The organism is Actinocatenispora comari (assembly GCF_017312725.1).
Lineage (GTDB): Bacteria > Actinomycetota > Actinomycetes > Mycobacteriales > Micromonosporaceae > Actinocatenispora > Actinocatenispora comari.
The window spans coordinates 38,053-59,910 of the sequence record NZ_BOPO01000033.1 but is presented as its reverse complement, the minus strand read 5'-3'; the positions used below and the strand labels follow the sequence as shown (position 1 = coordinate 59,910).

The following is a 21,858-nucleotide window of genomic DNA, read 5'->3' as shown; positions in this document are numbered from 1 at the left end:
TCTCTAATATCGGACGATACGCTCAAGGAACGGCCGTATCCAGGGGGGTACCGGGTGACAAGCGGATCACGCCGACGCGGCGCCGTGCTGGAGGACGCGATCCTCACCGCAGCCTGGGACGAGTTCGCCGAGGTCGGCTACGGGAACCTGACCATGGAGGGCGTCGCCGCCCGCGCCGGTACCGGCAAGGCGGTGATCTACCGGCGCTGGCCGAGCCGGGCGCAGCTGATGGTCGCCGCGATGCGCCGCCGGGTCGTCCCGCTCGCCGAGGACGTTCCGAACACCGGTTCGCTGCGCGAGGACCTGCTCGCCGTGCTGCGCCGCGCGTCCGGCCGGTACCGGGAGCTCGGGCACGACCTGATGCACGGGCTGATCGCCGAGTTCCCGCACGTGCAGAGCGAGATCTTCGAGGCGGAGCCGAGCTGGACGATGACCATCCTGCGGCGCGCCGCGGACCGCGGCGAGATCGACCTGCCCCGGATCACGCCGCGGATGGCGCGGCTGCCGATGGACCTGGTCCGGCACGAGATGGTGGTCACGCACGCGCCGGCGCCCGAATCGGCACTGGTCGAGATCGTCGACGACATCGTGCTCCCGCTGTTCACCCGCTGACCCGGCGGTACCGGCCGTCTGGGTGCCGCGGGTGGGATGGCCCACGCTGGCATGACAGGGCCGGACGGCTTGGTTAGGCTCGCCTTATCTATCGGCCCGGTCGGGGGTCGGTCCGTGCGCTCGGGAGGATGAGTGGTCGCCGCACCCGCGCTGTCCGCCGCCGGCCTCGCCGTCGGGTACCCGCAGCGCTGCGTGCTGTCCGACGTCGGCCTGGGCCTGACCCCCGGCACCGTCACCGTGCTCGTCGGCCCGAACGGCTGCGGCAAGTCGACGCTGCTGCGCACGCTCGCCGGCCTGCAGCCGGCGCTGGCCGGTACGGTCCGGATCGGCGCCGACGAGCTGACCGGACTGTCCCGGCGCGAACTCGCCCGACGGTTGGCGTTCCTGCCGCAGTCCCCGCTGGTACCGGCCGGGGTCGCGGTGCACGACCTGGTCCGGCACGGCCGGTACGCGCATCGCGGCGCGCTGCGCCGGCACACCGCCGACGACCGGGCCGCGGTCGACTGGGCGCTGGCGGTCACGCACGCCGACGAACTGGCCGACCGGCGCATCGACGAGCTGTCCGGCGGCGAGCGGCAGCGGGCCTGGCTCGCCACCGTGCTCGCCCAGCAGGCCGGCGTGCTGCTGCTCGACGAGCCCACCACCTACCTCGACCTGCGGCACCAGCTGGAGGTGTTGGAGGTGGTCCGCGGCCTGGCCCGCGACCACGGCATCGCCTGCGGCCTGGTGCTGCACGACCTCGGCCAGGCGGCCGGGTACGCCGACCACGCGGTGCTCGCCGCGGACGGTGGCGTGGTCGCCGCCGGTACCCCGGACGAGGTGTTCACCGCCGCGCACATCCGCCGGGCGTTCGAGCTCGACGTCGCCGTCGTCCGCGACCCCGAGTCCGGCCACCTGGCGCTGTTCCCCCGCCTCGACCACGATCCCGCCTCCGCTACCGCGGACGCTGGCGCTCGTGCCGTGGATGCTGCCGTCGGGACCGCTGGCGCCGAGGTCGGGGACGGGAGTGGCGACGCGACGCCGGCCGAGGCGGTCGCCGGCAGCTCGTACGACACCGACTGACCCCACACCCACCCCTGGACCGACGAGGAGCGCCATGCCGACCTTCCCCCCTCTCCGTACCACCCGCCGGTTGCTGGTCGGCGCGGTCGCGCTCGCGGCCACCGGGCTGCTGGCCGCCTGCGGCGGCGGTACCGCCGGGGATGCCTCCGGTGGCACCGGATCCGGGTCGAAGGCCGGCTCGATCACGGTGCACGACGTGACCGGTACGGTGAAGTTGGCGAAGCCGGCGACGCGGGTCGTGGCGCTGGAGTGGAACTACGTGGAGGACCTGCTGACGCTCGGCGTCACGCCGGTCGGCGTGGGCGACGCCGGCACGTACGACCAGTGGGTCGGTGCGGGGAAGCGGCTGCCGAAGAGCGTGACCGACGTCGGCACCCGGGCGCAGCCGAGCCTGGAGAAGATCAAGGCATTGAACCCGGACCTGATCGTGGTGGAGAAGAGCCGGGTCAGCGCGAACCTGGGGCAGCTCAAGGACATCGCGCCGGTCGTCGAGTTCGACGGGTACAGCCCGAACGACCAGCTGGTGCGGACCGCGAACACCAGCATGATCCAGCTCGGTACCGCGGTGGGCCGGGCGGACGCGGCGAAGCGGGTCGTCGCGCAGTACCAGCAGAAGGTGGCCGCGGCGAAGAAGAAGCTCGCCGGCAAGGCGACGGACGTCGCGCTGCTGCAGGGGTTCTCGGTCGACGGGCAGCCGAGCATCCGGGCCTACACCGCGCACTCCCAGGCGGTGCAGGTACTGGAGTCGATCGGGCTGACGAACGCCTGGCACGGCAAGGACTCCGACCCGTCCGGCTTCACCGCGACCGGGGTCGAGGGGCTGACCCAGGTCTCCGACGCGACCGTGCTCTACATCGCTCAGCCGTCCGACAACCCGTTCACCGGCGCGCTGGCGAAGAACGCCACCTGGCGCAACCTCGGCTTCGTCAAGCAGCACCAGCTGCACGGCATCGACCCCGGTACCTGGGTCTGGGGCGGCCCGAAGTCCAACGAGATGCTGATCGACCAGGCGCTGAGCGCGCTCGGCGCGGCGTGACCGCGACGATCGCGACCCCGCCGGCGGTGCGCCGGCCGGTACCGCCGGCCGGCCGGTACCGGATCGCGGTGGTCGCCGCGGTCGGTGTCGCGCTGCTGGTGGAGCTCGCGATCGTGCACCTCGGACAGGGCAGCGCCGGCATCGGGCTGTCCCGGCTGCTGTCGCTCGCCACCGGGCACACCGACCCGGACGCGCTGGCCGTACTGCGCGGATCGCGGTTGCCGCGGCTGACCGCCGGCGTGGTGACCGGGCTGGCGCTCGGCATCTCCGGCGCGCTGATCCAGGGCGCCACCCGCAACCCGCTGGCCGCGCCGGACACCCTCGGCGTCAACGCCGGCGGCTACCTCGCCGTGTCGATCTGCACGCTGTCCGGCGTGCAGCTCGGCATCCTGCCGTCGGCGGCGGTGGCGTTCGCCGGCGGCCTGGTCGCCGCCGGGCTGGTGCAGCTGCTCACCGCCGGCGGGCCGGTCGCGCCCGGCCGGATGCTGCTCGCCGGTACCGCGGTCGCGATGGCCGGCAGCTCGGCGGCGACCGTGCTGCTGATCCTGCACGCGCAGCGCGCCCAGGGGCTCTTCTTCTGGGGCAACGGATCGCTGCTGGAGACCGGGCTGACCCGGCCGCTGCTGCTCGGCCTGATCGTGCTGCTCGCCGCCGCGGTCACGCCGCTGCTGGCCCGGCCGCTGGACCTGCTCGCGCTCGGCGACGACACCGCCGAGGCGCTGGGGCTGCGGGTCGGCCGGATCCGGCTGTCCGCGTTCGCGCTCGCCGTCGTGTTCTCGGCCGTGTCGGTCGCGCTGACCGGGCCGATCGGGTTCGTCGGGCTGGTCGCGCCGGTGGTGGTGCGGATGTTCGGGGTGCGCCGGCACGCCGCGCTGCTGCCGATCGCCGGCGTGTACGGCGCGGTCTTCGTGCTCGGCGCCGACGTGGTGGCCCGCGCGCTGCTCGCCGCATCCGGTTCCAGCGCGTACGAGATCCCGGCCGGGGTGGTGACCGCGCTGGTCGGCGGCCCGATCTTCGTCTACCTGGCCCGCCGGGTACCGACCGGGGACGCGGACACCGGCGCCGCGGTGACCGTGTCGGCGCCGCGCAGTCGCCGGCGGTACGCGCTGATCGTGGCCGGCGGCGTCGTCGCGCTGGCGCTGGCGGTACTGGCCGGGCTGGCGGTCGGCGACGTGCACCTGTCGATCGGCAAACTGGTCGCCGCGACGGTCGGCCGGTCCGACGCGCTGTCCAACGGGATCGTCGCGTTCCGGGCGCCGCGGATCGTGGCAGCCGCGCTGGCCGGCGCCTGCCTGGCCGGCGCCGGTGTCGCGATCCAGTCGGTGGTGCGCAACCCGCTCGCCGAGCCGAGCCTGCTCGGCGTCACCGGCGGCTCCGCGATCGGCGCGGTCGCCCTGATCACCCTGGTACCGACGGCGCCCCGGTGGGGCATCCCGGCCGCCGCGCTGGTCGGCGGGGTGCTCGCGCTCGGCCTGGTGATGCTGCTCGCCACCCGCCGCCGCACCGGCGTCCAAGGGCGTGGCTGGTGGATCTTCAGGCCGGCTGCGGCGGCCCCATTCGCCCGCCCGCGGCGTTGTCGGTCAGCCCGAGTGCAAGCCCGGCACACGGACTGCCCTCCGCCTTGCGAGCGAACGAATGGGACTCGCCTCGCTCGACCAAGATCCACCAGCCACGCCCTGGACCCGACCCGGGTGGTACTGGTCGGCATCGGGCTGGCCGCCGCCACCGCGGCGCTGATCCAGGTGCTGTCGCTGCGCGCGCAGTTGCAGCTGGCCGCGGCGCTGACCTGGCTGGCCGGCTCCACCTACGCGCGCTCGGTGAGCGACCTGACCTGGTTCGTGCTGCCGGTACTGGTGCTCGCGGTGCTGATCGCCGCGGCCCGGGTGCTCGACCTGCTCGGCCTCGGCGACGACCTGCCCCGCGCGCTCGGGCTGCCCACCGGCCGGGCCCGGCTGGCCGTACTGCTCGGCGGGGCCGTGCTCGCCGCCGGCACCGCGGCGGTGGTCGGTACGGTCGGGTTCGTCGGGCTGATCGCGCCGCACCTGGCCCGCCGCCTGGTCGGCACCGCGCACCGCCGGCTGCTGCCGGTCGCCGCGCTGCTCGGTGCGGTGCTGGTGGTCGCGGCGGACGCGCTCGGCCGGTACGTGCTGGCGCCGAACGAGATCCCGGTCGGCATCGTCACCGCCCTCGCCGGCGCCCCCTACCTGATCTGGCTGCTCCGCCGCCAGCGCGCCGCGTCCTGACCCGCCGGCGGTCGCCCGGCCGTTCGAGGATGCGGCCGAGGCCGGCGCCGCGGGCGGGTGGCGCGACGGACGGTGACCCGACGGTCGCGGCGTACCTCACAGGGATCCGGCCGGTGCCGGCCGACAGATGGGCTAGGCTAGCCTAAGTTTGCGACGGGGAGGAACGGTCGCAGGGCAGGCGGGGGGAACGGGTGTCCGATCGGTGGCTGACGCGGTGACGCTCGCGCTGACCGGCGCCCACCTCGCGCCGCTCGCCCCGGTACTCGACGCCCTCGACACGGTCCGGGACGGGCGGGCCGAGTTCGGCATCGCCGACGACCTGCGGGCCGGCGCCGACTGGGTGCCCGCCAGCGCGCTCGTCGACGGCACCGCGCTGCCCCGGCTGCTGTCCGTGCCGATCACCCAGTGGGACGCCAAGCCGCACGCCGCCGCCGCCCTCGCGTACAAGCAGTACACGTACTGGCTGGCCATGCCGGCGGTGCTCGGCTGGGCGACCGCGCGCCGGGTGCCGCTGCTGTCCGCCGACAACGTGGCGGTCGAGTTCCTCGACGACACCCCGTACTTCCGGCTCGGCATGCTGCGGCCCACCGTCGCGGTGCTCGCCGACGACCCGGCCGCCGGCCGCCCCGGCACCGTCGTGGTGGACAGCGCCGACGAGCTGCTCGCGGTACTCGCCGACACGCTGCGGGACCGCCACGTGGCGCCGCTGATCGAGGCGACCCGCCGGCACGTACGGATCGGCGCGCACACCCTGTGGGGCCAGCTCGCCGCCTCGGTCGGCTACGCGCTGGCGGCCGCGGAACCGGTACTCGACGGGGCCGCCGCGGACGCGCAGGCGTTGCTGTCCGCGCTGCGGCTGACCAACCTCGCCGAGCTGTGCGACACCGGCGACTCGCTCCGGGTGCGGCGCAACACCTGCTGCCTGGCGTTCGTGGTGCCGGGCCTGGGCAACCGCCTCTGCCCGGACTGCTGCATCACCCGCCCGACCACCTGACCCGAGCCGTCCACCGCCGGAGCCCACCGTCCGTGTCGATCTCCGGGCCGGCCGATGGCGCGGCGACGGTCCGGCCGGCCGGCGCAGCGAGTCGGCGAGCCGCGTCGGGTCGGCCGGGAGCAGCGAGTCGGCGAGCCGCGGTCGGTCGGCCCGGAGCAGCGAGTCTGCGAGCCGCGGTCAGGCGTGCAGCGGCAGCGAGTCGGCGGTCAGCTCGGCGATGCGGGCCGCGCTCTCGGCGTTGCGCGGAGTGTGCAGGACCAGGGCGACGTCGGGGCGGTCCGGCAGGTGCAGCATCCGGCCCTCGACCACCAGCTCGCCGACCCGCGGATGCAGCAGCGTCTTGACCGTCGGGTTCGGCGGCTGGACCTCCTGCCGGGGCCACAGCTCGGCGAACTCGGTGCTGCGTGCGGCGAGGTCGGCCAGCACCGCGGTGTACCCGTCGTCCGGGCCGTGCAGCGTCATCTCGTGCCGGTAGTGCGCCACGACCGTCGGCGCGACCCGGGCCCAGTGCGGGTAGCGCGCCCGGTACAGCTCGTCGGTGAAGAAGTCGACCAGGCAGTTGCCGGCGATCGTGCGCTCCCAGCCGAACAGCGACCGGGCGCTCGCGTTGGCCGCGACGAAGTTCCAGTACCGGTCGACGACGTGTGCCGGGTTCGGCAGCCAGCCGTCGAGCAGCCGGGTGATGTCCGCGCCGAGGGTGTGCTCGGCCGGCTCGGTCGGCAGCGGCGGGTTGAGACCGGCCAGCACGTACAGGTGGCGGCGTTCCGGGTCGGTGAGCGAGAGCACCCGGGCGACCGCGTCGAGCACCTGACCGGAGACGGTGATGTCGCGCCCCTGCTCCAGCCACTGGTACCAGGAGACGCCGACGCCGGCCAGCACCGCGACCTCCTCGCGCCGCAGCCCCGGGGTGCGGCGGCGCGGGCCGGCGGGAAGCCCGGCGTCCGCGGGCGACACCGCGGCCCGGTGCGCGCGCAGGAACTCGCTCAGCTCGGTACGCCGGACGGTGGTGGTCATGGCACCAGCATAAGCAGGCTCTGGCGACAGGTTCGAAATCCGTCGAATGATTCTGGCCATGGCAACGACACTGACCACCCAGCCAGCCGCGGCGGCGGCGCCGCGACTGTCCACCCGCGCCCGGTTGGTACTGATCCTGCTGTGCGCGGCCCAGTTCGCGATCGCGATCGACTTCTCCATCCTCAACGTCGCGCTGCCCAGCCTCGGCCGTGACCTCGGTCTCGCCGAGGCGAACCTGCAGTGGGGAGTGACCGCGTTCGCGCTGCCGTCCGGCGGGTTCCTGCTGCTCGCCGGGCGGCTCGGCGACCTGGTCGGACGGCGCCGGATGTTCCTCGTCGGGCTGTCGGTGTTCGCGGTGGCCTCGCTGGCCGCGACGCTCGCCGTCGACCCGGCGACGTTCCTCGCCGCCCGCGCGGTGCAGGGACTCGGCGCCGCCGTCACCATCCCGACCGCGATGGCGCTGCTGACCACGACGTTCCCCGAGGGACCGGCGCGCAACCGGGCGCTCGGCGTCTCCGGCATGGTGCTCTCGCTCGGGTTCACCCTCGGCATGCTGCTGGGCGGCACGCTGACCTCGGCGCTCGGCTGGCGCTCCACGATGGCGCTGAACGTGGTGATGGCGCTGCCGGTACTGGTCGCCGCGCCGTTGCTGCTCACCGAGAGCCGGCGCACCGACCGGCCCCGGCTCGACCTGCCCGGCGCGGTGACCGTCACCGGCGGGCTGCTCGCGCTGATCTACGCGGTGTCCACCGCCGCCGAGACCTCCTGGACCCGTCCCGACGTACTGGTCACGCTGGCCGCCGCGATCCTGCTGTTCGGCGCGTTCGTCCTGGTCGAGTCGCGGGCCGCCGAACCGCTCGTGTCGCTCGCGGTACTGCGCCGGCGCACGGTCGCGGTGGGCAACCTGGGCGGGCTCGTCACGTTCGCGATGGCCAGCTCGCTGACCTTCCTGCTCACCCTGTACCTGCAGCAGATCCGGCAGCTGTCGCCGTTCGAGTCCGGGCTGGTGTTCGGGGTGACCGGGCTGGGCGCGGCGTCGGTGGGGCTGGTCGCGTCCCGCCTGGTCGACCGGTACGGCAGCCGCACCGTGCTGATCGCCGGCCTCACCGTGCAGGGCGTCGCCACCGCGGTACAGCTGGCGACCGGCGCGCACGGCGGCGTCTGGCTGGTACTGGTGTTCTGCACCATCACGTTCGGCGGGCACATGGCGGCGGTCGTCTCGTACGGGATCACCGCGACGTCCGGGCTGTCCGACACCGAGCAGGGGCTCGCCACCGGGCTGCTCACCACCGCACAGCAGGTCGGCCTGACCGCGGGCATCCCGATCCTGTCCGCGCTGTACGCGGCGCACAGCGCCGGGCTGCGCGCGGCCGGCGCGGGCCGGGCCGACGCGATGCTCGGCGGGATCCACCGCGGCATCCTGGTGAACGCGCTGATCGCCGTCACCGCCGCCGCGCTGATCGCCGTCCTGCTGCAGCGCCGCACCACCCGCGGGCGCGGGGCGGTCAGCGAGGGTCGGTGAGGACGCGGTGGACGAGCGTGGCGATCAGCTCGTCGATGGGGTAGCGGGCCGGGATCCCGGGCACCGTCAGGTCGTCCACCAGCAGTCCGGACATCGCGAAGTAGAGCAGCGCCACGCCGACCCGGTCCCCCGGCAGGCCGGCGTCGAGATGGAAGTCGATCAGCTCGGTGTGCTCGGTGTCGAGGAAACCGCCCAGCTCCTCGCCGAGTTGCGGCCGGCGAGTGGCCGCCAGCCGCAGTTCGAGCATGGCGAGGTTGCTCGACCGGTCGGCCCGCATCCGCGCCACCAGCTGCCGCATCAGCTCGGTGACCAGCTCCTCGGACCGCGGCCCGCGCATCGCCTCGGCGACGACGGCGGGGTCCGGGGCGAGCCGTTCCCGGGTCCGGCGCATCACCTGGCGGAGCAGGTCGTCGCGGTTGCGGAAGTAGTTCGAGGCGGTACCGGTGGGCACTTCGGCCTCGGCGTCGATGGCCCGCAGCGTCAGGCCGCGGGCGCCGTCCCGGGCGAGTACCTCGATCGCCGCGTCGAGCAGCGCGGTACGTCGGGCCGGGTTCTGTCTCATGCGGTCTCCCGAGGTCGTTGACACCACTGCAAGTGCAGTGCTAACTTCTGACCACTGCAAGTGCAGTACTTCGCACCGTACTAGCAAGGAGTACCTATCCGCACCCTCACGTACTACATCGCCGTGACGCTCGACGGGTTCATCGCCGGCCCGGACGGCGCCGACCCGACCGGTCCCGGCGGCTTCTGGCCGGTCACCGAGTCCGACGTCGCCTACCTGGCGGCGAACTACCCGGAGACGCTGCCCGGGCCCGCCCGCCAGGCCCTGTCGGTCACCGCCGACGGCGACCACTTCGACACCGTGCTGGAGGGCCGACGCAGCTACCAGCTGGGGCTCGACGCCGGCCTGGCCGACGCGTACCCGCACCTGCGGCACGTGGTGTTCTCCCGCACCCTGACCGAGAGTGCCGACGTGGAACTCGTCGGCACCGACCCGGTGGCGTACGTGCGGGAGCTGAAACGGCAACCCGGCAAGGGCATCTGGCTGATCGGCGGCGCGCAGCTGGCTGCGGCGCTGCGGCCCGAGATCGACCGCCTGATCATCAAGCGGGCGCCGATCGCCATCGGGTCCGGCATCCCGCTGTTCGCCGGGCCGTTCGCCGTCGACACGTACCGCCCGGTGCACACCGACGTGCTCGACTCCGGCGTCGTCGTCACCACCTACGAACGCCCCACCGGTACCGGCGACGCGGGAGGTGGCTGAGATGGCCGCCGCGGTGGTGCGCACCGCGCGGCTGGAGTTGCGACCGCTGGGCCGGGAGCAGGCGGAGCGGATCCTCGCCGGCGACCGGGCCGGCCAGCACTGGTCGCCCGGGTACCCGCGCCAGGACGACCGGGACGTGGCCCGGATGGCGATGCGGCACGACCCGTCGGCCGATCCGTGGTTCGGCCCGCTGCAGATCGTCGAGCGGGAGACCGGCCTGGTCGTCGGCGCGCTCGGCTGCTTCGGCCCACCCGGCGCCGACCGTACGGTCGAGCTCGGCTACGGCGTCGCGCCCGAGGTCGAGGGCCGCGGCATCGCCACCGAGGCGCTGTGCGCGCTGCTCGACCGCGTGTTCGGCACCGGCCGGTCGGCCGGGTGATCGCCGACACGACGCACGACAACGTCGGTTCGCAGCGGGTGCTGGCGAAGTCCGGGATGCGCCGCCACACCACCGACGACCGCCTGCACCACTACGAACTGGGCCGTCCGGCCTGACTTCGCCACGTGGCGAAGTCAGGCCGGACGGTGAGCATCCTCGCGACGCCGCGCTCGCAGTGGTCCTGGCCGCCGGCGCGAGAGCATCCCGGTCCTGACCGGCCTCGCTGGCCCGCCGCCCGCCAATCGATGCCGATATGCAAAACTCTGTGTTGAAGATGTCGTCGGACCGCGGCCACCGATCTTCCGTGCTGCGGATGTTCCTTTCTCGAAGGTGGGAACGAGGGGGGTCGATTTCGCTGCCATCAGCGTGGGTGTCGAAAGTGATGCCGAGTGTGGAAGCCGGACGTGTCCGCTACACCTATCGGCTTCGCGTTTCGTCGACTGCCCGTGCGGGTCTGCTCGCGGAGTGGGACCGCTGTCGATGGGTGTGGAACCGGTGCGTCGAGCAGTCTCGCGCCGCCTACGACGCCAACCGCAACGGGGACACCGCTCGTACGTGTGGCCCGGCGCAGCTGGACAAGATGCTGACGGGCTGGCGTGCCGAACGCGACTGGTTGCGTGAGGGCGCGTCGGTGCCACAGCAGCAGATCATCCGTGACTTCGCGAAGTCCCGGGCGAAAGCGCTCAAGGACATCAAGGGTCGCCTTCCGATGCGGCAGCGTGCGGGGTTGCCGAGGTTCAAGAAGAAGTCCGAGGCGCTACCGAGTCTCAACTACACGCTGCGGGGTTTCCGGCTGCGCGAAGGGAAGCTGCTGCTGGCTGGCGGGATCGCGTTGACGGTGGCGTGGTCTCGGAATCTGCCTGCCGACCCATCATCGGTGCGAGTGTATCGGGACAGCCTCGGCCACTGGTACGCCAGTTTCGTGGTGATCACCCGGGCCGAGCCGCTGCCGTCCACGGGCCGTGTACTTGGCATCGACTGGGGCGTGAAAGAGCTGGCGACCACCACCAGCGACGACCACGACCTGCCGCACCCCGAGTACGGCAGGGCCGCTGCTCAGCGGCTCGCCCGTTACCAGCGCATGATGGCCCGCCGTAGGCCCGTGAGTGGACGGGTCGCTTCGCATGGCTACCGGAAGGCCAAGCGGCAGGCTGCCAAGGCCTACAAGAAGGTGGCCCGGAAGCGGCAGGACACCGCCCGCAAGTGGGCCAAGCGCGTGGCTCGTGACCATGATGCGGTCGCGGTGGAAGACTTCCGGCCCCGGTTCTTGGCCAAGTCGACCATGGCGAGCAAGGCCGCCGACGCGGCGATCAGCGCGACAAAGACGACCTTGGTCGAGATGTGCCATAAACATGGCCGGGATGTTCACCTGGTGCACCCGGCGAACACGACCACCGACTGCGGGCAGTGCGGGGCGAGAACCAAGCACCGGCTACCGCTGTCGCAACGCATCTACACCTGCACCGTGTGCGGGCAGTCCCGACCCAGGGACAAGAACTCCGCCCGCGTGATGCTGGTCCGGGCTGGTCTGAACCCGGATGGTGTTGATCGCAGAAGACCTTCGGCCCCGCCGGGACCAAAGGCAGCGTGAGCCATGAATCCCGCAGTCCCCGAGGAGCGTGGAGCTCCTTGTCGGGAAGGGGAGCAGTCAATGCCTAGCGCGCAGGAGACTGAGAGACGGACAGGGAGGTGGGGTGCGGCGTGTTCGACGTGATTGTGCGCGGCGGTTGGGTGCTCGACGGCACCGGCGCGGCGGCGTACCGGGCGGACGTCGCCGTCACCGGCGGCCGGATCGCCGCACTCGGCCAGCTCGACCTCGCCGAGGCCGAGCACAGCATCGACGCCGCCGGACGGTACGTGACGCCCGGGTTCATCGACGCGCACGTGCACGGGGACGCGCTGGTGCGCGACCCGGCCGTGCAGCTCGCGGCGCTGCGCCAGGGCATCACCACGTTTGTGCTCGGCCAGGACGGGCTGTCCTTCGCGCCCGCCTCGCCGGCCACCCTGCGGTACGTGGCGCGCTACTTCGACGCGGTCAACGGGCCGCCGGACGGGCTCGGGGACGGCCCGGTCGGCGTCGCCGCGCTGCTCGCCGGCTACACCGACACCACCGCGCTGAACACCGCCTACCTCGCGCCACACGGCACGATCCGGTACGAGGTGCTCGGCTCGGCGCAGCGGCCGGCCGACGCCGCCGAGCTGGCCCGGATGCGCCGGCTGGTGGAGCGGGCCCTGGACGAGGGCGCCGTCGGCCTGTCCACCGGCCTGGAATACAGCCCGGGCCGGTACGCGAACGCCGCCGAGCTGGCCGACCTGTGCCGTCCGGTCGCCGCCCGCGGCCTGCCGTACGTGACGCACATGCGCGGGTACGAGGCCGACGCGCCGACCGGCATCGCCGAGGTGCGCGAGATCGCCCGGGACAGCGGTGTCGCGGTGCACGTCTCGCACTACCACGGGCCGGCGGAGAAGCTGATCGGGCTGGTCGACGACGTGCGCAGCGAGGGCATCGACCTCACCTTCGACAGCTACCCGTACCTGCGGGGCAGCACCATCCTGGCGATGGTGACGCTGCCCGAGTGGCTGCCCACCGCCGACGTGGAACGCGCGGTCGAGCAGCTCGCCGACCCCGGCGTGCAGCGCCGGCTGGACACCGACTGGTTCGCGCACCGGGCCGAGGTGTGGCCGCGCATCACCCTGTCGTACGTGCCGTCCGACGAGTGGCGGTGGGCCGAGGGGCAGCCGCTCGTCGCGGTGGCCGAACGGGCCGGCCTCAGCCCGGCCGCGACCTGCGTGGAACTGTTGCGCGCCACCGAGTTGCGGGCCGGCTGCGTGTTCGGCCAGCCGCCGACCAACAGCGAGGAGTCGGTGCGCGCGCTGCTGAAGCATCCGGCCCAGCTGGGCTCGTCGGACGGGATCTACGTCGGCTCGCACCCGCACCCGCGCGGGTGGGGCGCGTTCGCCCGGGTACTGGCCCGGCATGTGCGCGAGCTCGCCGACCTGTCCTGGCCGGACGCGGTGGTGCACCTGGCCGCGAACCCGGCCCGCCGGTTCGGTTTCGCCGGCCGCGGCCAGCTGCGGGTCGGCTACCACGCCGATGTGGCGGTGATCGATCCGGACCGGGTGCGCGACGCGGCCACCTACGACGATCCGCGACGGCCCGCGGTCGGGGTGGACGACGTGCTGGTGAACGGCCGGCCGGTGCTCGCCGGCGGCGAGCTGACCGGCGCCCTCGCCGGCGTCCCGCTGCGATCGCCACGATGATCGAGACCGCGGCCCGCAACCAGTCGTCCTCGCTGCGCCGGGCGCTGACCATCCTGTCCTACGTGGAGCGCGAGGTCGGCGGCGCCGGCGCGACGCTGACCGAGATCGCGGATGCGCTGTCGCTCAACAAGAGCACGGTGCTGCGGTTGGCCGAGCCGCTGATCGACGCCGAGCTGCTGGCCCGGGACGCCGCGAGCGGACGGTTCCGGCTCGGCGTCGGCGCGCTGCAGCTCGGGCAGGCCTACCTGTCCACGCTGGACATCAGGACCGTGGCGGCGACCCAGCTGCGCGCGTTGCAGCGTTCGTCCGGGCAGACCTGTCACCTGGTGGTCCCGGACGGGCTGGAGGCGGTCTACATCGACAAGGTGGAGAGCGAGGCCAACGTCCGGATGGCCTCCCGCGTCGGCCGCCGCGTCCCGCTGTACCGCACCGGGGTCGGCAAGGCGATGCTGGCGTTCGCCGGCGACGCGCAGCTGGCCGCGGTGCTCGACGCGGGCCTGGACGCGGCCACCGCGTACACCATCACCGAGCCGGACGCGTTGCGCCGCGAGCTGGCCCGGATCCGGCAGTGCGGTTACGCGATCGACGACCAGGAGAACGAGCCGGACGTACGGTGCGTCGCCGCGCCGCTGTTCGACCACGAGGACCGGGTGGTCGGCGCCGTGTCGGTGTCCGGGCTGGCGTCGCGGATGACGACGGCGCAGGTGCGCCGGCTCGCGCCGGAGGTCGTCGCCGCCGCCCACCAGATCTCGGCCGCACTGGGGCACCGGTGATGGCCCCAGGTTCCCGTCGACAGGAGGCGTCGTGGCACTGAGGATTCCCGAGGAACAGGTCGACTGGCGCACCAAGGGGCTGTGGCTGCCGGGTGCCCGGCTGCCGGCGGCGGAGTTCGTCGCCGCCGGGTACGACATCTTCACCGGACCGTTCAGCTGGCCGCTGCTGGTGCTCGACCGGGATGCGGTGGCGCACAACGTCACCACCATGGCCGACTACACCGCGCGGCACGGGCTGGCGTTCGCGCCGCACGGCAAGACCACGATGGCGCCCCGGCTGTTCGAGCAGCAGCTGGACGCCGGCGCCTGGGGCATCACGCTCGCCGCGGCGAGCCAGGTGCTCACCGCGCGTGGCTTCGGCGTACCGCGGATCTTCCTGGCCAACGAGCTGCTCGATCCGTTGGCGCTGCGGTGGGTCATCGCCGAACGCGAGCGCGACCCGGACTTCGAGCTCCTGTTCTACCTCGACTCGGCCGACGGGCTCGGCGCGATCTCCGCCGCGCTGGCCGAGGTGACCGGCGACCGGCCGCTGGAGGTGGTGATCGAGCTCGGCCACGCGCACGGCCGTACCGGGGTGCGCACCGTCGCCGAGGTCGTCGAGCTGGCGCGGGCGGCCGCCGCGGTGCCGCGGCTCGCGGTGGCCGGCGTCTCCGGGTACGAGGGGGGCCTGCCCACCGTGGCGGAGGCGCGCGGCTTCCTCGGCACGCTGCGCGAGGCCGCCGAGGCGCTGGTCGCCTTCGACCTGGTGCGCCCCGGTCCGGTGGTGGTGTCGGCCGGCGGCTCGGCGTACTTCGACGCGGTGACCGACGTGCTGGCCGGTGACCGGCTCGCGAAGCGGGAGACGTTGGTGCTGCTGCGATCCGGCTCCTACATCACCCACGACGACGGCTTCTACCGGGAGATGACGCCGTTCAACAGGATCGGCGCCGAGGGCTCGCTGATCCCGGCGCTGACGGTGTGGGCGCAGGTGACCTCCACCCCGGAGCCGGGCCTGGCGCTGGTCGCGATGGGCAAGCGGGACGCCCCGTACGACGAGGGGTTGCCGGTGCCGAAGACGCTGCGGCGGGCGGACGGCGGTGTCGAGTCGGCCGCCGAGTTCACCGTGCTGCGGTTCAACGACCAGCACGCCTACCTGGACACCTCGGGCGGCCCGGCGCCGCGGCCCGGTGACCTGATCGCGTTCGGCATCTCGCACCCGTGTACCGCGTTCGACAAGTGGCGGGTGGTGCCGATGCTCGACGCCGACCACCGAGTGGTCGATCTGATCCACACCTATTTCTAACGGCGCCGGCAGAAACGCGCCGATGGTGCCATTCTGTTGGCACCTCTTGGAGGGAAACGACATGAACACCCCTGCCCGTCGCGCGCCGAGCGCCGCGCTGATCGAGACCGGCGTGGTTCCGATCCTGCGCGGCAAGCGCACCGGCGAACACCTGCCCGCGGTGATCGATACGTTGGTGGACAACGGCATCCGTTGCCTGGAGATCACCACGAACACGCCGGACGGGTTCGCCGCGGTGGCCGCCGCCCGGGCCCGGTACGGCGACGAGGTGGAGCTCGGCATCGGCACCGTGCTGACGGTCGGGCACATCGACGCCGCCGAGCAGGCCGGCGCCACCTTCATCGTCTCCCCGCACACCGATCCCGCCCTGGCGTCCGAGGCGGTGGCCCGTGGCCTCGGCTACTACCCGGGCGCGTTCACCGCCACCGAGGTACTCACCGCGTGGCGGCTCGGCGCGACCGCGGTCAAGGTGTTCCCGGCCTCCGTCGCCGGCCCGCGTTACCTCAAGGAGTTGCGCGGCCCGATCGACGACGTGCCGCTGATGCCGACCGGCGGCGTCACCCTCGACCTGGTACCGGAATACCTTGCCGCTGGCGCGATCGGGGTCGGCATGGGCGGCCCGTTGATGGGCGACGCGCTGGACGGCGGATCGCTGACCGAGCTGGGCGCCCGGGCCCGCGCGGTGCTCGACGTGATCCGCGAGGCCCGCGGATGACCGCGGCGACGGTACCCCTGGCCGAGCTGGCACGGCGGCCGGGGGCGCTCGGCCACGGGCGCTCCGGACCGCGCCGTCCGGCATCGGCTCCGGCGAGCGGGAGGCACCGGTGAGCACCCCGGAGTACCGGACGGATCTGCCCGGGCCGATCGGCGGCCCGGGCGGCGGCGCGGCCGAACTGGTGACCCTGGGCGAGACGATGGCGCTGCTGGCGGCGCCGCGGGTCGGCCTGCTGCGACACATGCACAGCCTCGACCTCTCGGTTGCCGGCGCGGAGTCGAACCTGGCGATCGGCGTGTCCCGGCTGGGCCGCCGGGCGGCCTGGCTGAGCCGGGTCGGCGACGACGAGTTCGGCCGGCTGGTCACCGCGACGATCCGGGCCGAGGGCGTCGCGGTGTACGCGGCGGTCGACGGCACCGCGCCGACCGGCCTGATGGTCAAGGAGCGCCGCACCGACACCGCGACCCGGGTGCAGTACTACCGGTCCGGCAGCGCCGCGTCCCGGCTCTCACCGTCCGATGTGGACGAATCGCTGGTGCGCGCGGCGCGGGTGCTGCACGTCACCGGGATCACGCCGGCGCTGTCCGGGACCGCGCGGGACGCGGTGCACGCCGCGGTGGAGGCGGCTCGCGGCGCGGGGGTCGCGGTGTCGCTGGACCTCAACTACCGGGCCGCGCTGTGGGATGCCGCCACGGCCGGTGCCGAGCTGCGCGAGCTGGTCGCCCGGGCCGACATCGTGTTCGCCACCGGCCCGGAGGCGCGGCTGGTGGTCTCCGGCGACGACGAGGCGGCCCTGGCCGCGGAGCTGGCGAAGCTCGGCCCCCGGCAGGTACTGGTCAAGCGCGGCTCCCGCGGCGTGGTCGGCCTGCTCGACGGCACCGGGTACGACCTGCCGGCCAAGCCGGTCCGGGCGGTCGACCCGGTCGGTGCGGGCGACGCGTTCGCCTCCGCCTACCTGACCGAGTGGATCGGCGGTACGGCACCGGAGGGATGCCTGCACGCGGCGACCGTGGCCGGCGCGTTCGCGGTGACCGTGCCGGGCGACTGGGAGGGGTTGCCGAGCCGGGCCGAGCTCGACCTGCTCGGCGCCGACTCCGACGACGACGTGCAACGCTAGAAGGCCGGCCCGCCTGGTGGATCCACCAGGCCCGCCCGGAACCGTTACCCGACAACGAATGGAGCAGATGATGGCGGACAGGCAGGGGTTGCGCACGGACCAGGCGCCGGCGCCGGCGGGCGGCTACTCGCAGGGCGTGGCGATCGACGGGTTCGTGTACACCGCGGGGATGGGGCCGATCGACCCGGCCACCGGCAAGGCGGTCGGCGACGACGTCGCCACCCAGACCCGGCAGGTGATGAAGAACCTCGGCGCGGTGCTGGCGCAGCGCGGCCTCGGCTTCGAGCACGTGGTGAAGGCGACGGTGCACCTGCAGGAGCTGCACCGTGACTTCGTCGAGTTCGACAAGGCGTACCGGGAGTTCTTCACCGCCGATCCGGCCCCGGTGCGTACCACCGTGGGTTCGGACCTGAACAACATCCTGGTCGAGATCGACTTCGTCGCGCACGAGTGACGAGAGCGGCCGCGCCGGTCGAAACCCCGGCGCGGCCACCGATCCGGCACGTCGGCACGCCACCGGTCGGTTCCCCCGCAAGGGTTGCCCTCGCGGGCCTCAGCGGCGGGTGGACTCGCGCGGGATCAGGTGCGGCGCGATCAGGTGCCGGGTGGTCGGCGCGTCCGGCTCGGCGGTGCGGCGCATCAGCACGTCGACGGCGGTGGTGCCGAGCTCGGTGGCCGGCAGCGCCACGCTGGACAGCGTCGGGGTGAGGTATCCCGCGTACGGGTGGTCGCCGTAGCCGACGACCAGCACGTCGTCCGGCACCCGTAGCCCGTGCTCGGTGAGCGCCCGGATCAGCGCGAGGGCGAAGTAGTCGTTGCCGGTGACGAACGCGTCCGGCAGGTCGCACTCGGCGAGCAGCCGCTTGGCCAACCGGTACGCCTCCTCGGCCTGCCACGGCAGGGTCAGCGAGTCGCGCCGCCGGGTCGGTACGGACAGCACCCGGGCGCTGCCCGGATCGGCGGCGTGGTCGGCGATCGCGCGCAGGTAGCCGTCCCGCCGTTGCCGGACGGTACTGATCGGCAGGTCCTCCTCCAGCGCCCAGACCACCCGGGCGCCGGACTCCAGCACGTGCGCGGTCGACTGGTACGCGCCGTGCTCGTTGTCGATGCCGACGAAGTCGACGTCCATGCCGGGTAACTCCCGGCTGACGAACACCAGGTCGATGCCGGCCCGGCGGAGCCGTTCCCAGTGGTCCGCCTCGGCCTGCACCGGCACCGCGAGGGCGGAGTCGACGCCGGCGTGCAGCAGCGACTCGGCGGCGACCCGTTCGGACTCCGGGCTCTCCTCGGTGGCCAGCAGCATCACCGAGTACCCGAGCGCCCGGCAGCGCAGTTCGACGCTGGAGATCAGCCCCGCGTACAGCGTGTTGGACGGGTTGGTGATGACCAGGCCGACGGTGCGGGTGGAGCCGAGCACCAGCGAGCGGGCCTGGTGGTTCGGCACGTACCCGAGCCGTTCGGCCTCGGCCATCACCTGCGCCCGGGTGGCCGGGCTGACGCTGTCCTTGCCGGTGAGCGCGCGCGAGACGGTGTTGACCGAGCAGCCGACCGCCTCGGCGATGTCGGACAGCCGGACCCGGCGCCGCATCGTGCCGGTCGGCCGGTGCACGGTCATCTCGGTTACTCCTTGGCGACGAGGTGGATCCGCAGTCGCGGGCCGCGGCCGGCGTCCGTGGGGCGGGCCGCACCGCGCAGCCGGAGCCAGCCGCCGAACTCGGATACCCGCCAGGTCACCATACCGACACCGGTGGTGTCCAGCTCGACCGCGGCCAGGTGCTCGGCGTCGATCCAGTTCAGTCCGTCCGGGGACAGCTGGGTGGTCAGGGTGACGGTGCCCGGTGCCGGGTCGATCACCTGCACGAAGAACCGGGCCTCCGCGGCCCACGGCAGCTCGTACGGTTCGGTGGCGAACTCGCCGGTGAACTCGGCGCCGCGTTCCAGCACGGCGGTCTGGGCATGACGCATGATCGCCTCACCAATCCACGGAAACGAGTACGGAGTCGAGATAGAGGAAGTTCCGGACACCGGAGTGGGTGCGCACGCTGAAGTAGAAGTTCAGCAGGTTCTCCAGCGAGTCGTACCGGTCGGTGTACACCGGGACCGGCACCTCGCGCAGGTCGAGCGTGGTGTCGTTGATCTGCAGCTCGACGTTGCGCCGGGCGTCGGTGTCGATCAGCCAGCGCAGGTAGTGCCAGTTGACCTTGGTCGGGACCTCGTTGTAGCACATCGCCATCGGCTCGGAGGCCGGGTGCCAGTCGTTCGGATCGGGCGCGGTGAAGTCGTCGCCGTAGCCGAGCTTCACCCTGCCCTGCAGGTGTTCCCGCGGCGTCGGCTCCGGCACCACCGGGTAGACCCAGCGCTGGTCGAGCTTGTTGTCCACGGTGGTGTTCCGGTAGCGCATCACGGTGTGGTAGCGCAGCCCGCCGTCACCGCAGATGTCGGTCGCCACGGTGAACGCGCCGAACTGTGCCTCGCTCGGGTGCAGGTTGCCGTCCCAGGTGACGCCGCCGAACGAGTTGTTCGCCGCGTCCGTGCCGAGCGTCGCCTCCGCCTTGTAGGTGAAGTGCGTCTCCAGCTGCACCAGTCCCTTGCGCGCCATGGTGAGCCGGCGGATCGCGACCGCGGTGTGCCCGACGTACGGCCGGGTGGCGAGCTTGAGCGCGTAGTCACCGGTGAGCGCGCCGTGCGTACCGGTGTCGAAGAAGGTGCAGTTGGACACCTGCGGCGGGCGGAAGTCGCGCATGTGATCGTCCACGGTGGACAGATCGCCGTTGCCGTCGTAGTTGCCGATCAGCTCGGTCCAGCCGTTGGTGCCGTGGTCGAAGTTGTCGTAGGTGAGGATCCGCGGCAGCGGATCGAACCGGGACAGGGCGGGGTCGGCGGCGAGCATGCCCCGCCGTACCTGTTCGCCGGTGCTCCCCAGGTGTGGTGACAACGTTGGTCCTTCCTCCGACGGGTGCGTGCCTCGACGGCGTGCGTGCCTCGACGCTAGGTGGCGGTACGGTTGCGCGGCAACGGTGGTTGCACCGGTCGCAACGCCGGATCCGTTGCCGCGCAACGTGTTTCAGTTGGCCAGCTTGGCCTGGACGAACGACTGGCGGCCGGCGGGGTCGATCGTCAGCCCGGTCACGTTCGTCCGGTACGCCAGGTCGACGGTGAAGTCGGCCGGGAAGATCCCGACCGCGTCGTTCCAGACGATCTGCGCCGCCTGCTTGTACAGCGCGGTCCGCTCGTCCGGGTCCGACGTCGCCTTCGCCTGTGCCAGCAGCGTGTCCAGCTGGTGGTTGCAGTAGCCCATCCGCTTGGCCTGGCAGGTGTAGAGCCGGCCCAGGGTGTAGTCGGCGTCGCCGGTGGCGACCGTGTTGCCCTGCAGGTTCATGTCCCAGTTGAGCTTGTTGAGGTCCTCCAGCCAGACCGAGCGCTCCTTCGGCAGCGGCTTGACCTTCACCCCGATCTTCGCCCAGTACGAGACGAACGCCTGGCCGAGCGAGTTCTGGTTGGTGTCGTCGGAGCTGGCCCACTGGATCGTGGTCGAGAACCCGTGCGGGTAGCCGGCCTCGGCCAGCAGCTTCTTCGCCTTCGCCGGGTCGTACGGGTAGGGCGACAGCTGCGGCGCGCCGAACACCGGCTGCGGGATCGGTGCCTGCGCCAGCTTGGCCTGCTCGCCGTACAGATCGCCGACCACCTGCTTGACGTCGACCGCGTACCACAGCGCCTGCCGGACCCGCTTGTCGGTGAACGGTTTCCGGGACGAGTTGAACCAGATGAACTCGTAGCTGTAGCCGGGCTTCGTGTCGTACTCGACGTCCGGCATCTTCTTCACCTGGTCGACCGAGTCGGCGCCGATCCCGTTCGTCACGTCCGCCTCACCGGTGGACAGCGCGGTGATCCGGGCCGACTCCTCCGGGATGTTCAGGTACGTGATGGTCGGGATCGCCGGCTTGGCGCCCCAGTACTTTCCGTTGCGGGACAGCACGAGTTGCTTGTCCGGCGACCACTGGCTGACCGTGTACGGTCCGGTGCCGACGGGCTTCTTCCAGTACGACTCGCTGCTCGCCTTGCCGGCCTCGGTGATCGGCAGCAGGCTCATCGTGGCGAGCATCGTGCCGAGCGGCTGGGCGGTGGTGATCGTGACGGTGTGCTCGTCGGTCGCGGCCACCGACTTCACCGGCTCCCACAGCGGCGCCAGCGAGCTGCCCGCCTTGATCAGCGCGTCCGCGGACGCCTTCACGTCGTCGGCGGTCAGCGGCTTGCCGTCGGAGAACGTCACCCCGGACCGCAGGGTGAACGTCCAGGTGGTGTCGTTCGGCTGGCTCCACTTGGTGGCGAGCAGCGGCCGGTAGTCGTTGCCCGAGCGCGTCACCAGCGTCTCCAGCACGTGCTGCACCGGGCCCTGCACCGCCGCCTCGGCCGGGTACTGGTAGATGTTCAGCGACACCGGGAACGTGGCCGGCGCGACCCGCAGGCCCTTGCCGCCGGCGTTCTTCGCCGACTCGGTCGCGCCGCAACCGGTCGCGGCGAGTACGCCGGTCAGGGCGATCGCCCCCAGCATGCTGGTCATCGTGCGTCGTCTCACGGTTTCTC

21 protein-coding genes are annotated in these 21,858 nt (G+C 72.8%); 15 read left to right on the top strand and 6 right to left on the bottom strand.

Annotated elements, in window-relative coordinates; genetic code table 11:
* Positions 1 to 54 precede the first annotated feature (54 nt).
* The 5 genes from NUM_RS11060 (at position 55) to NUM_RS11040 (ending at position 5,947) form a co-directional block, all read left to right on the top strand.
* The gene (locus tag NUM_RS11060; RefSeq protein ID WP_207124705.1) at positions 55 to 612 is read left to right on the top strand and encodes a TetR/AcrR family transcriptional regulator; all 558 of its coding nucleotides are present in this window, start codon (positions 55 to 57) and stop codon (positions 610 to 612) included.
* Between the two features lie 132 nt (positions 613 to 744).
* The gene (locus tag NUM_RS11055; RefSeq protein WP_207124704.1) at positions 745 to 1,674 is read left to right on the top strand and encodes an ABC transporter ATP-binding protein; all 930 of its coding nucleotides are present in this window, start codon (positions 745 to 747) and stop codon (positions 1,672 to 1,674) included.
* Positions 1,675 to 1,708: 34 nt separating this feature from the next.
* Positions 1,709 to 2,710 carry an ABC transporter substrate-binding protein gene (locus NUM_RS11050; protein WP_207124703.1) on the top strand — a complete coding sequence of 334 codons (1,002 nt, stop codon included), beginning with the start codon at positions 1,709 to 1,711 and terminating at the stop codon, positions 2,708 to 2,710.
* Positions 2,707 to 4,953, top strand: a complete 2,247-nt coding sequence (locus NUM_RS11045) for an iron ABC transporter permease (RefSeq protein ID WP_207124702.1) — start codon at positions 2,707 to 2,709, stop codon at positions 4,951 to 4,953. The genes NUM_RS11050 and NUM_RS11045 overlap by 4 nt, the downstream gene beginning before the upstream one ends.
* Before the next feature lie 202 nt (positions 4,954 to 5,155).
* Complete coding sequence (locus tag NUM_RS11040; protein ID WP_207124701.1) at positions 5,156 to 5,947, top strand: IucA/IucC family C-terminal-domain containing protein; 792 nt, start codon at positions 5,156 to 5,158, stop codon at positions 5,945 to 5,947.
* A 177-nt stretch (positions 5,948 to 6,124) separates the two neighbouring features.
* Here NUM_RS11040 and NUM_RS11035 read toward each other — a convergent pair whose 3' ends face one another.
* Positions 6,125 to 6,961 carry a helix-turn-helix transcriptional regulator gene (locus NUM_RS11035; RefSeq protein WP_207124700.1) on the bottom strand — a complete coding sequence of 279 codons (837 nt, stop codon included), beginning with the start codon at positions 6,959 to 6,961 and terminating at the stop codon, positions 6,125 to 6,127.
* Positions 6,962 to 7,019: 58 nt separating this feature from the next.
* Here NUM_RS11035 and NUM_RS11030 point away from each other — a divergent pair, with 58 nt between their 5' ends.
* On the top strand, positions 7,020 to 8,483 hold the full coding sequence (locus NUM_RS11030) for an MFS transporter (protein WP_207124699.1): 1,464 nt from the start codon (positions 7,020 to 7,022) through the stop codon (positions 8,481 to 8,483).
* On the opposite strand, the gene NUM_RS11025 is transcribed toward NUM_RS11030, so the two are convergent.
* Positions 8,467 to 9,045 carry a TetR/AcrR family transcriptional regulator gene (locus NUM_RS11025; RefSeq protein WP_207124698.1) on the bottom strand — a complete coding sequence of 193 codons (579 nt, stop codon included), beginning with the start codon at positions 9,043 to 9,045 and terminating at the stop codon, positions 8,467 to 8,469. The two genes, NUM_RS11030 and NUM_RS11025, sit on opposite strands and share 17 nt — an antisense overlap.
* A 96-nt stretch (positions 9,046 to 9,141) precedes the next feature.
* Between NUM_RS11025 and NUM_RS11020 the strand changes: the two genes are divergently transcribed.
* The 9 genes from NUM_RS11020 to NUM_RS10980 all read left to right on the top strand — a co-directional run bounded on the left by NUM_RS11020 (position 9,142) and on the right by NUM_RS10980 (position 17,728).
* On the top strand, positions 9,142 to 9,747 hold the full coding sequence (locus NUM_RS11020) for a dihydrofolate reductase family protein (protein ID WP_207124722.1): 606 nt from the start codon (positions 9,142 to 9,144) through the stop codon (positions 9,745 to 9,747).
* Position 9,748: 1 nt separating this feature from the next.
* Complete coding sequence (locus NUM_RS11015) at positions 9,749 to 10,126, top strand: GNAT family N-acetyltransferase (RefSeq protein WP_207124697.1); 378 nt, start codon at positions 9,749 to 9,751, stop codon at positions 10,124 to 10,126.
* A gap of 370 nt (positions 10,127 to 10,496) precedes the next feature.
* Positions 10,497 to 11,717, top strand: coding sequence for an RNA-guided endonuclease InsQ/TnpB family protein (locus NUM_RS11010; protein ID WP_207124696.1), 1,221 nt, complete (start codon positions 10,497 to 10,499; stop codon positions 11,715 to 11,717).
* A gap of 110 nt (positions 11,718 to 11,827) precedes the next feature.
* Complete coding sequence (locus NUM_RS11005; RefSeq protein ID WP_207124695.1) at positions 11,828 to 13,387, top strand: N-acyl-D-amino-acid deacylase family protein; 1,560 nt, start codon at positions 11,828 to 11,830, stop codon at positions 13,385 to 13,387.
* Complete coding sequence (locus NUM_RS11000; RefSeq protein WP_207124694.1) at positions 13,384 to 14,160, top strand: IclR family transcriptional regulator; 777 nt, start codon at positions 13,384 to 13,386, stop codon at positions 14,158 to 14,160. The genes NUM_RS11005 and NUM_RS11000 overlap by 4 nt, the downstream gene beginning before the upstream one ends.
* Before the next feature lie 31 nt (positions 14,161 to 14,191).
* Positions 14,192 to 15,442, top strand: coding sequence for an alanine racemase (locus tag NUM_RS10995; RefSeq protein WP_207124693.1), 1,251 nt, complete (start codon positions 14,192 to 14,194; stop codon positions 15,440 to 15,442).
* Positions 15,443 to 15,503: 61 nt separating this feature from the next.
* The gene (locus NUM_RS10990) at positions 15,504 to 16,157 is read left to right on the top strand and encodes a bifunctional 4-hydroxy-2-oxoglutarate aldolase/2-dehydro-3-deoxy-phosphogluconate aldolase (RefSeq protein WP_207124692.1); all 654 of its coding nucleotides are present in this window, start codon (positions 15,504 to 15,506) and stop codon (positions 16,155 to 16,157) included.
* 109 nt (positions 16,158 to 16,266) lie between these two features.
* Positions 16,267 to 17,274 carry a sugar kinase gene (locus tag NUM_RS10985; RefSeq protein ID WP_225918493.1) on the top strand — a complete coding sequence of 336 codons (1,008 nt, stop codon included), beginning with the start codon at positions 16,267 to 16,269 and terminating at the stop codon, positions 17,272 to 17,274.
* Positions 17,275 to 17,344: 70 nt separating this feature from the next.
* The gene (locus NUM_RS10980) at positions 17,345 to 17,728 is read left to right on the top strand and encodes a RidA family protein (RefSeq protein ID WP_207124691.1); all 384 of its coding nucleotides are present in this window, start codon (positions 17,345 to 17,347) and stop codon (positions 17,726 to 17,728) included.
* 99 nt (positions 17,729 to 17,827) lie between these two features.
* Here the strand turns inward: NUM_RS10980 and NUM_RS10975 are convergent, their stop codons facing one another.
* From NUM_RS10975 to NUM_RS10960, 4 genes are all read right to left on the bottom strand, one after another.
* A complete protein-coding gene (locus tag NUM_RS10975) occupies positions 17,828 to 18,889 on the bottom strand; it encodes a LacI family DNA-binding transcriptional regulator (RefSeq protein WP_207124690.1) in 1,062 nt (353 codons plus the stop codon).
* Positions 18,890 to 18,894: 5 nt separating this feature from the next.
* Positions 18,895 to 19,239 carry a hypothetical protein gene (locus NUM_RS10970; RefSeq protein WP_207124689.1) on the bottom strand — a complete coding sequence of 115 codons (345 nt, stop codon included), beginning with the start codon at positions 19,237 to 19,239 and terminating at the stop codon, positions 18,895 to 18,897.
* A gap of 7 nt (positions 19,240 to 19,246) precedes the next feature.
* Entirely contained in the window at positions 19,247 to 20,209 is a 963-nt protein-coding gene (locus NUM_RS10965; RefSeq protein WP_207124688.1) for a DUF6772 family protein, read from the bottom strand.
* A 129-nt stretch (positions 20,210 to 20,338) separates the two neighbouring features.
* On the bottom strand, positions 20,339 to 21,850 hold the full coding sequence (locus tag NUM_RS10960) for an ABC transporter substrate-binding protein (protein WP_207124687.1): 1,512 nt from the start codon (positions 21,848 to 21,850) through the stop codon (positions 20,339 to 20,341).
* Positions 21,851 to 21,858: the final 8 nt, after the last annotated feature.

Coding starts and splice junctions, on each gene's coding strand:
- NUM_RS10990 (WP_207124692.1), top strand. CDS start 15,504: ATGAACACCCCTGCCCGTCGCGCGCCGAGCGCCGCGCTGATCGAGACC.
- NUM_RS10980 (WP_207124691.1), top strand. CDS start 17,345: ATGGCGGACAGGCAGGGGTTGCGCACGGACCAGGCGCCGGCGCCGGCG.
- NUM_RS11035 (WP_207124700.1), bottom strand. CDS start 6,961: ATGACCACCACCGTCCGGCGTACCGAGCTGAGCGAGTTCCTGCGCGCG.
- NUM_RS11050 (WP_207124703.1), top strand. CDS start 1,709: ATGCCGACCTTCCCCCCTCTCCGTACCACCCGCCGGTTGCTGGTCGGC.
- NUM_RS10970 (WP_207124689.1), bottom strand. CDS start 19,239: ATGCGTCATGCCCAGACCGCCGTGCTGGAACGCGGCGCCGAGTTCACC.
- NUM_RS11030 (WP_207124699.1), top strand. CDS start 7,020: ATGGCAACGACACTGACCACCCAGCCAGCCGCGGCGGCGGCGCCGCGA.
- NUM_RS11025 (WP_207124698.1), bottom strand. CDS start 9,045: ATGAGACAGAACCCGGCCCGACGTACCGCGCTGCTCGACGCGGCGATC.
- NUM_RS10975 (WP_207124690.1), bottom strand. CDS start 18,889: ATGACCGTGCACCGGCCGACCGGCACGATGCGGCGCCGGGTCCGGCTG.
- NUM_RS11000 (WP_207124694.1), top strand. CDS start 13,384: ATGATCGAGACCGCGGCCCGCAACCAGTCGTCCTCGCTGCGCCGGGCG.
- NUM_RS11015 (WP_207124697.1), top strand. CDS start 9,749: ATGGCCGCCGCGGTGGTGCGCACCGCGCGGCTGGAGTTGCGACCGCTG.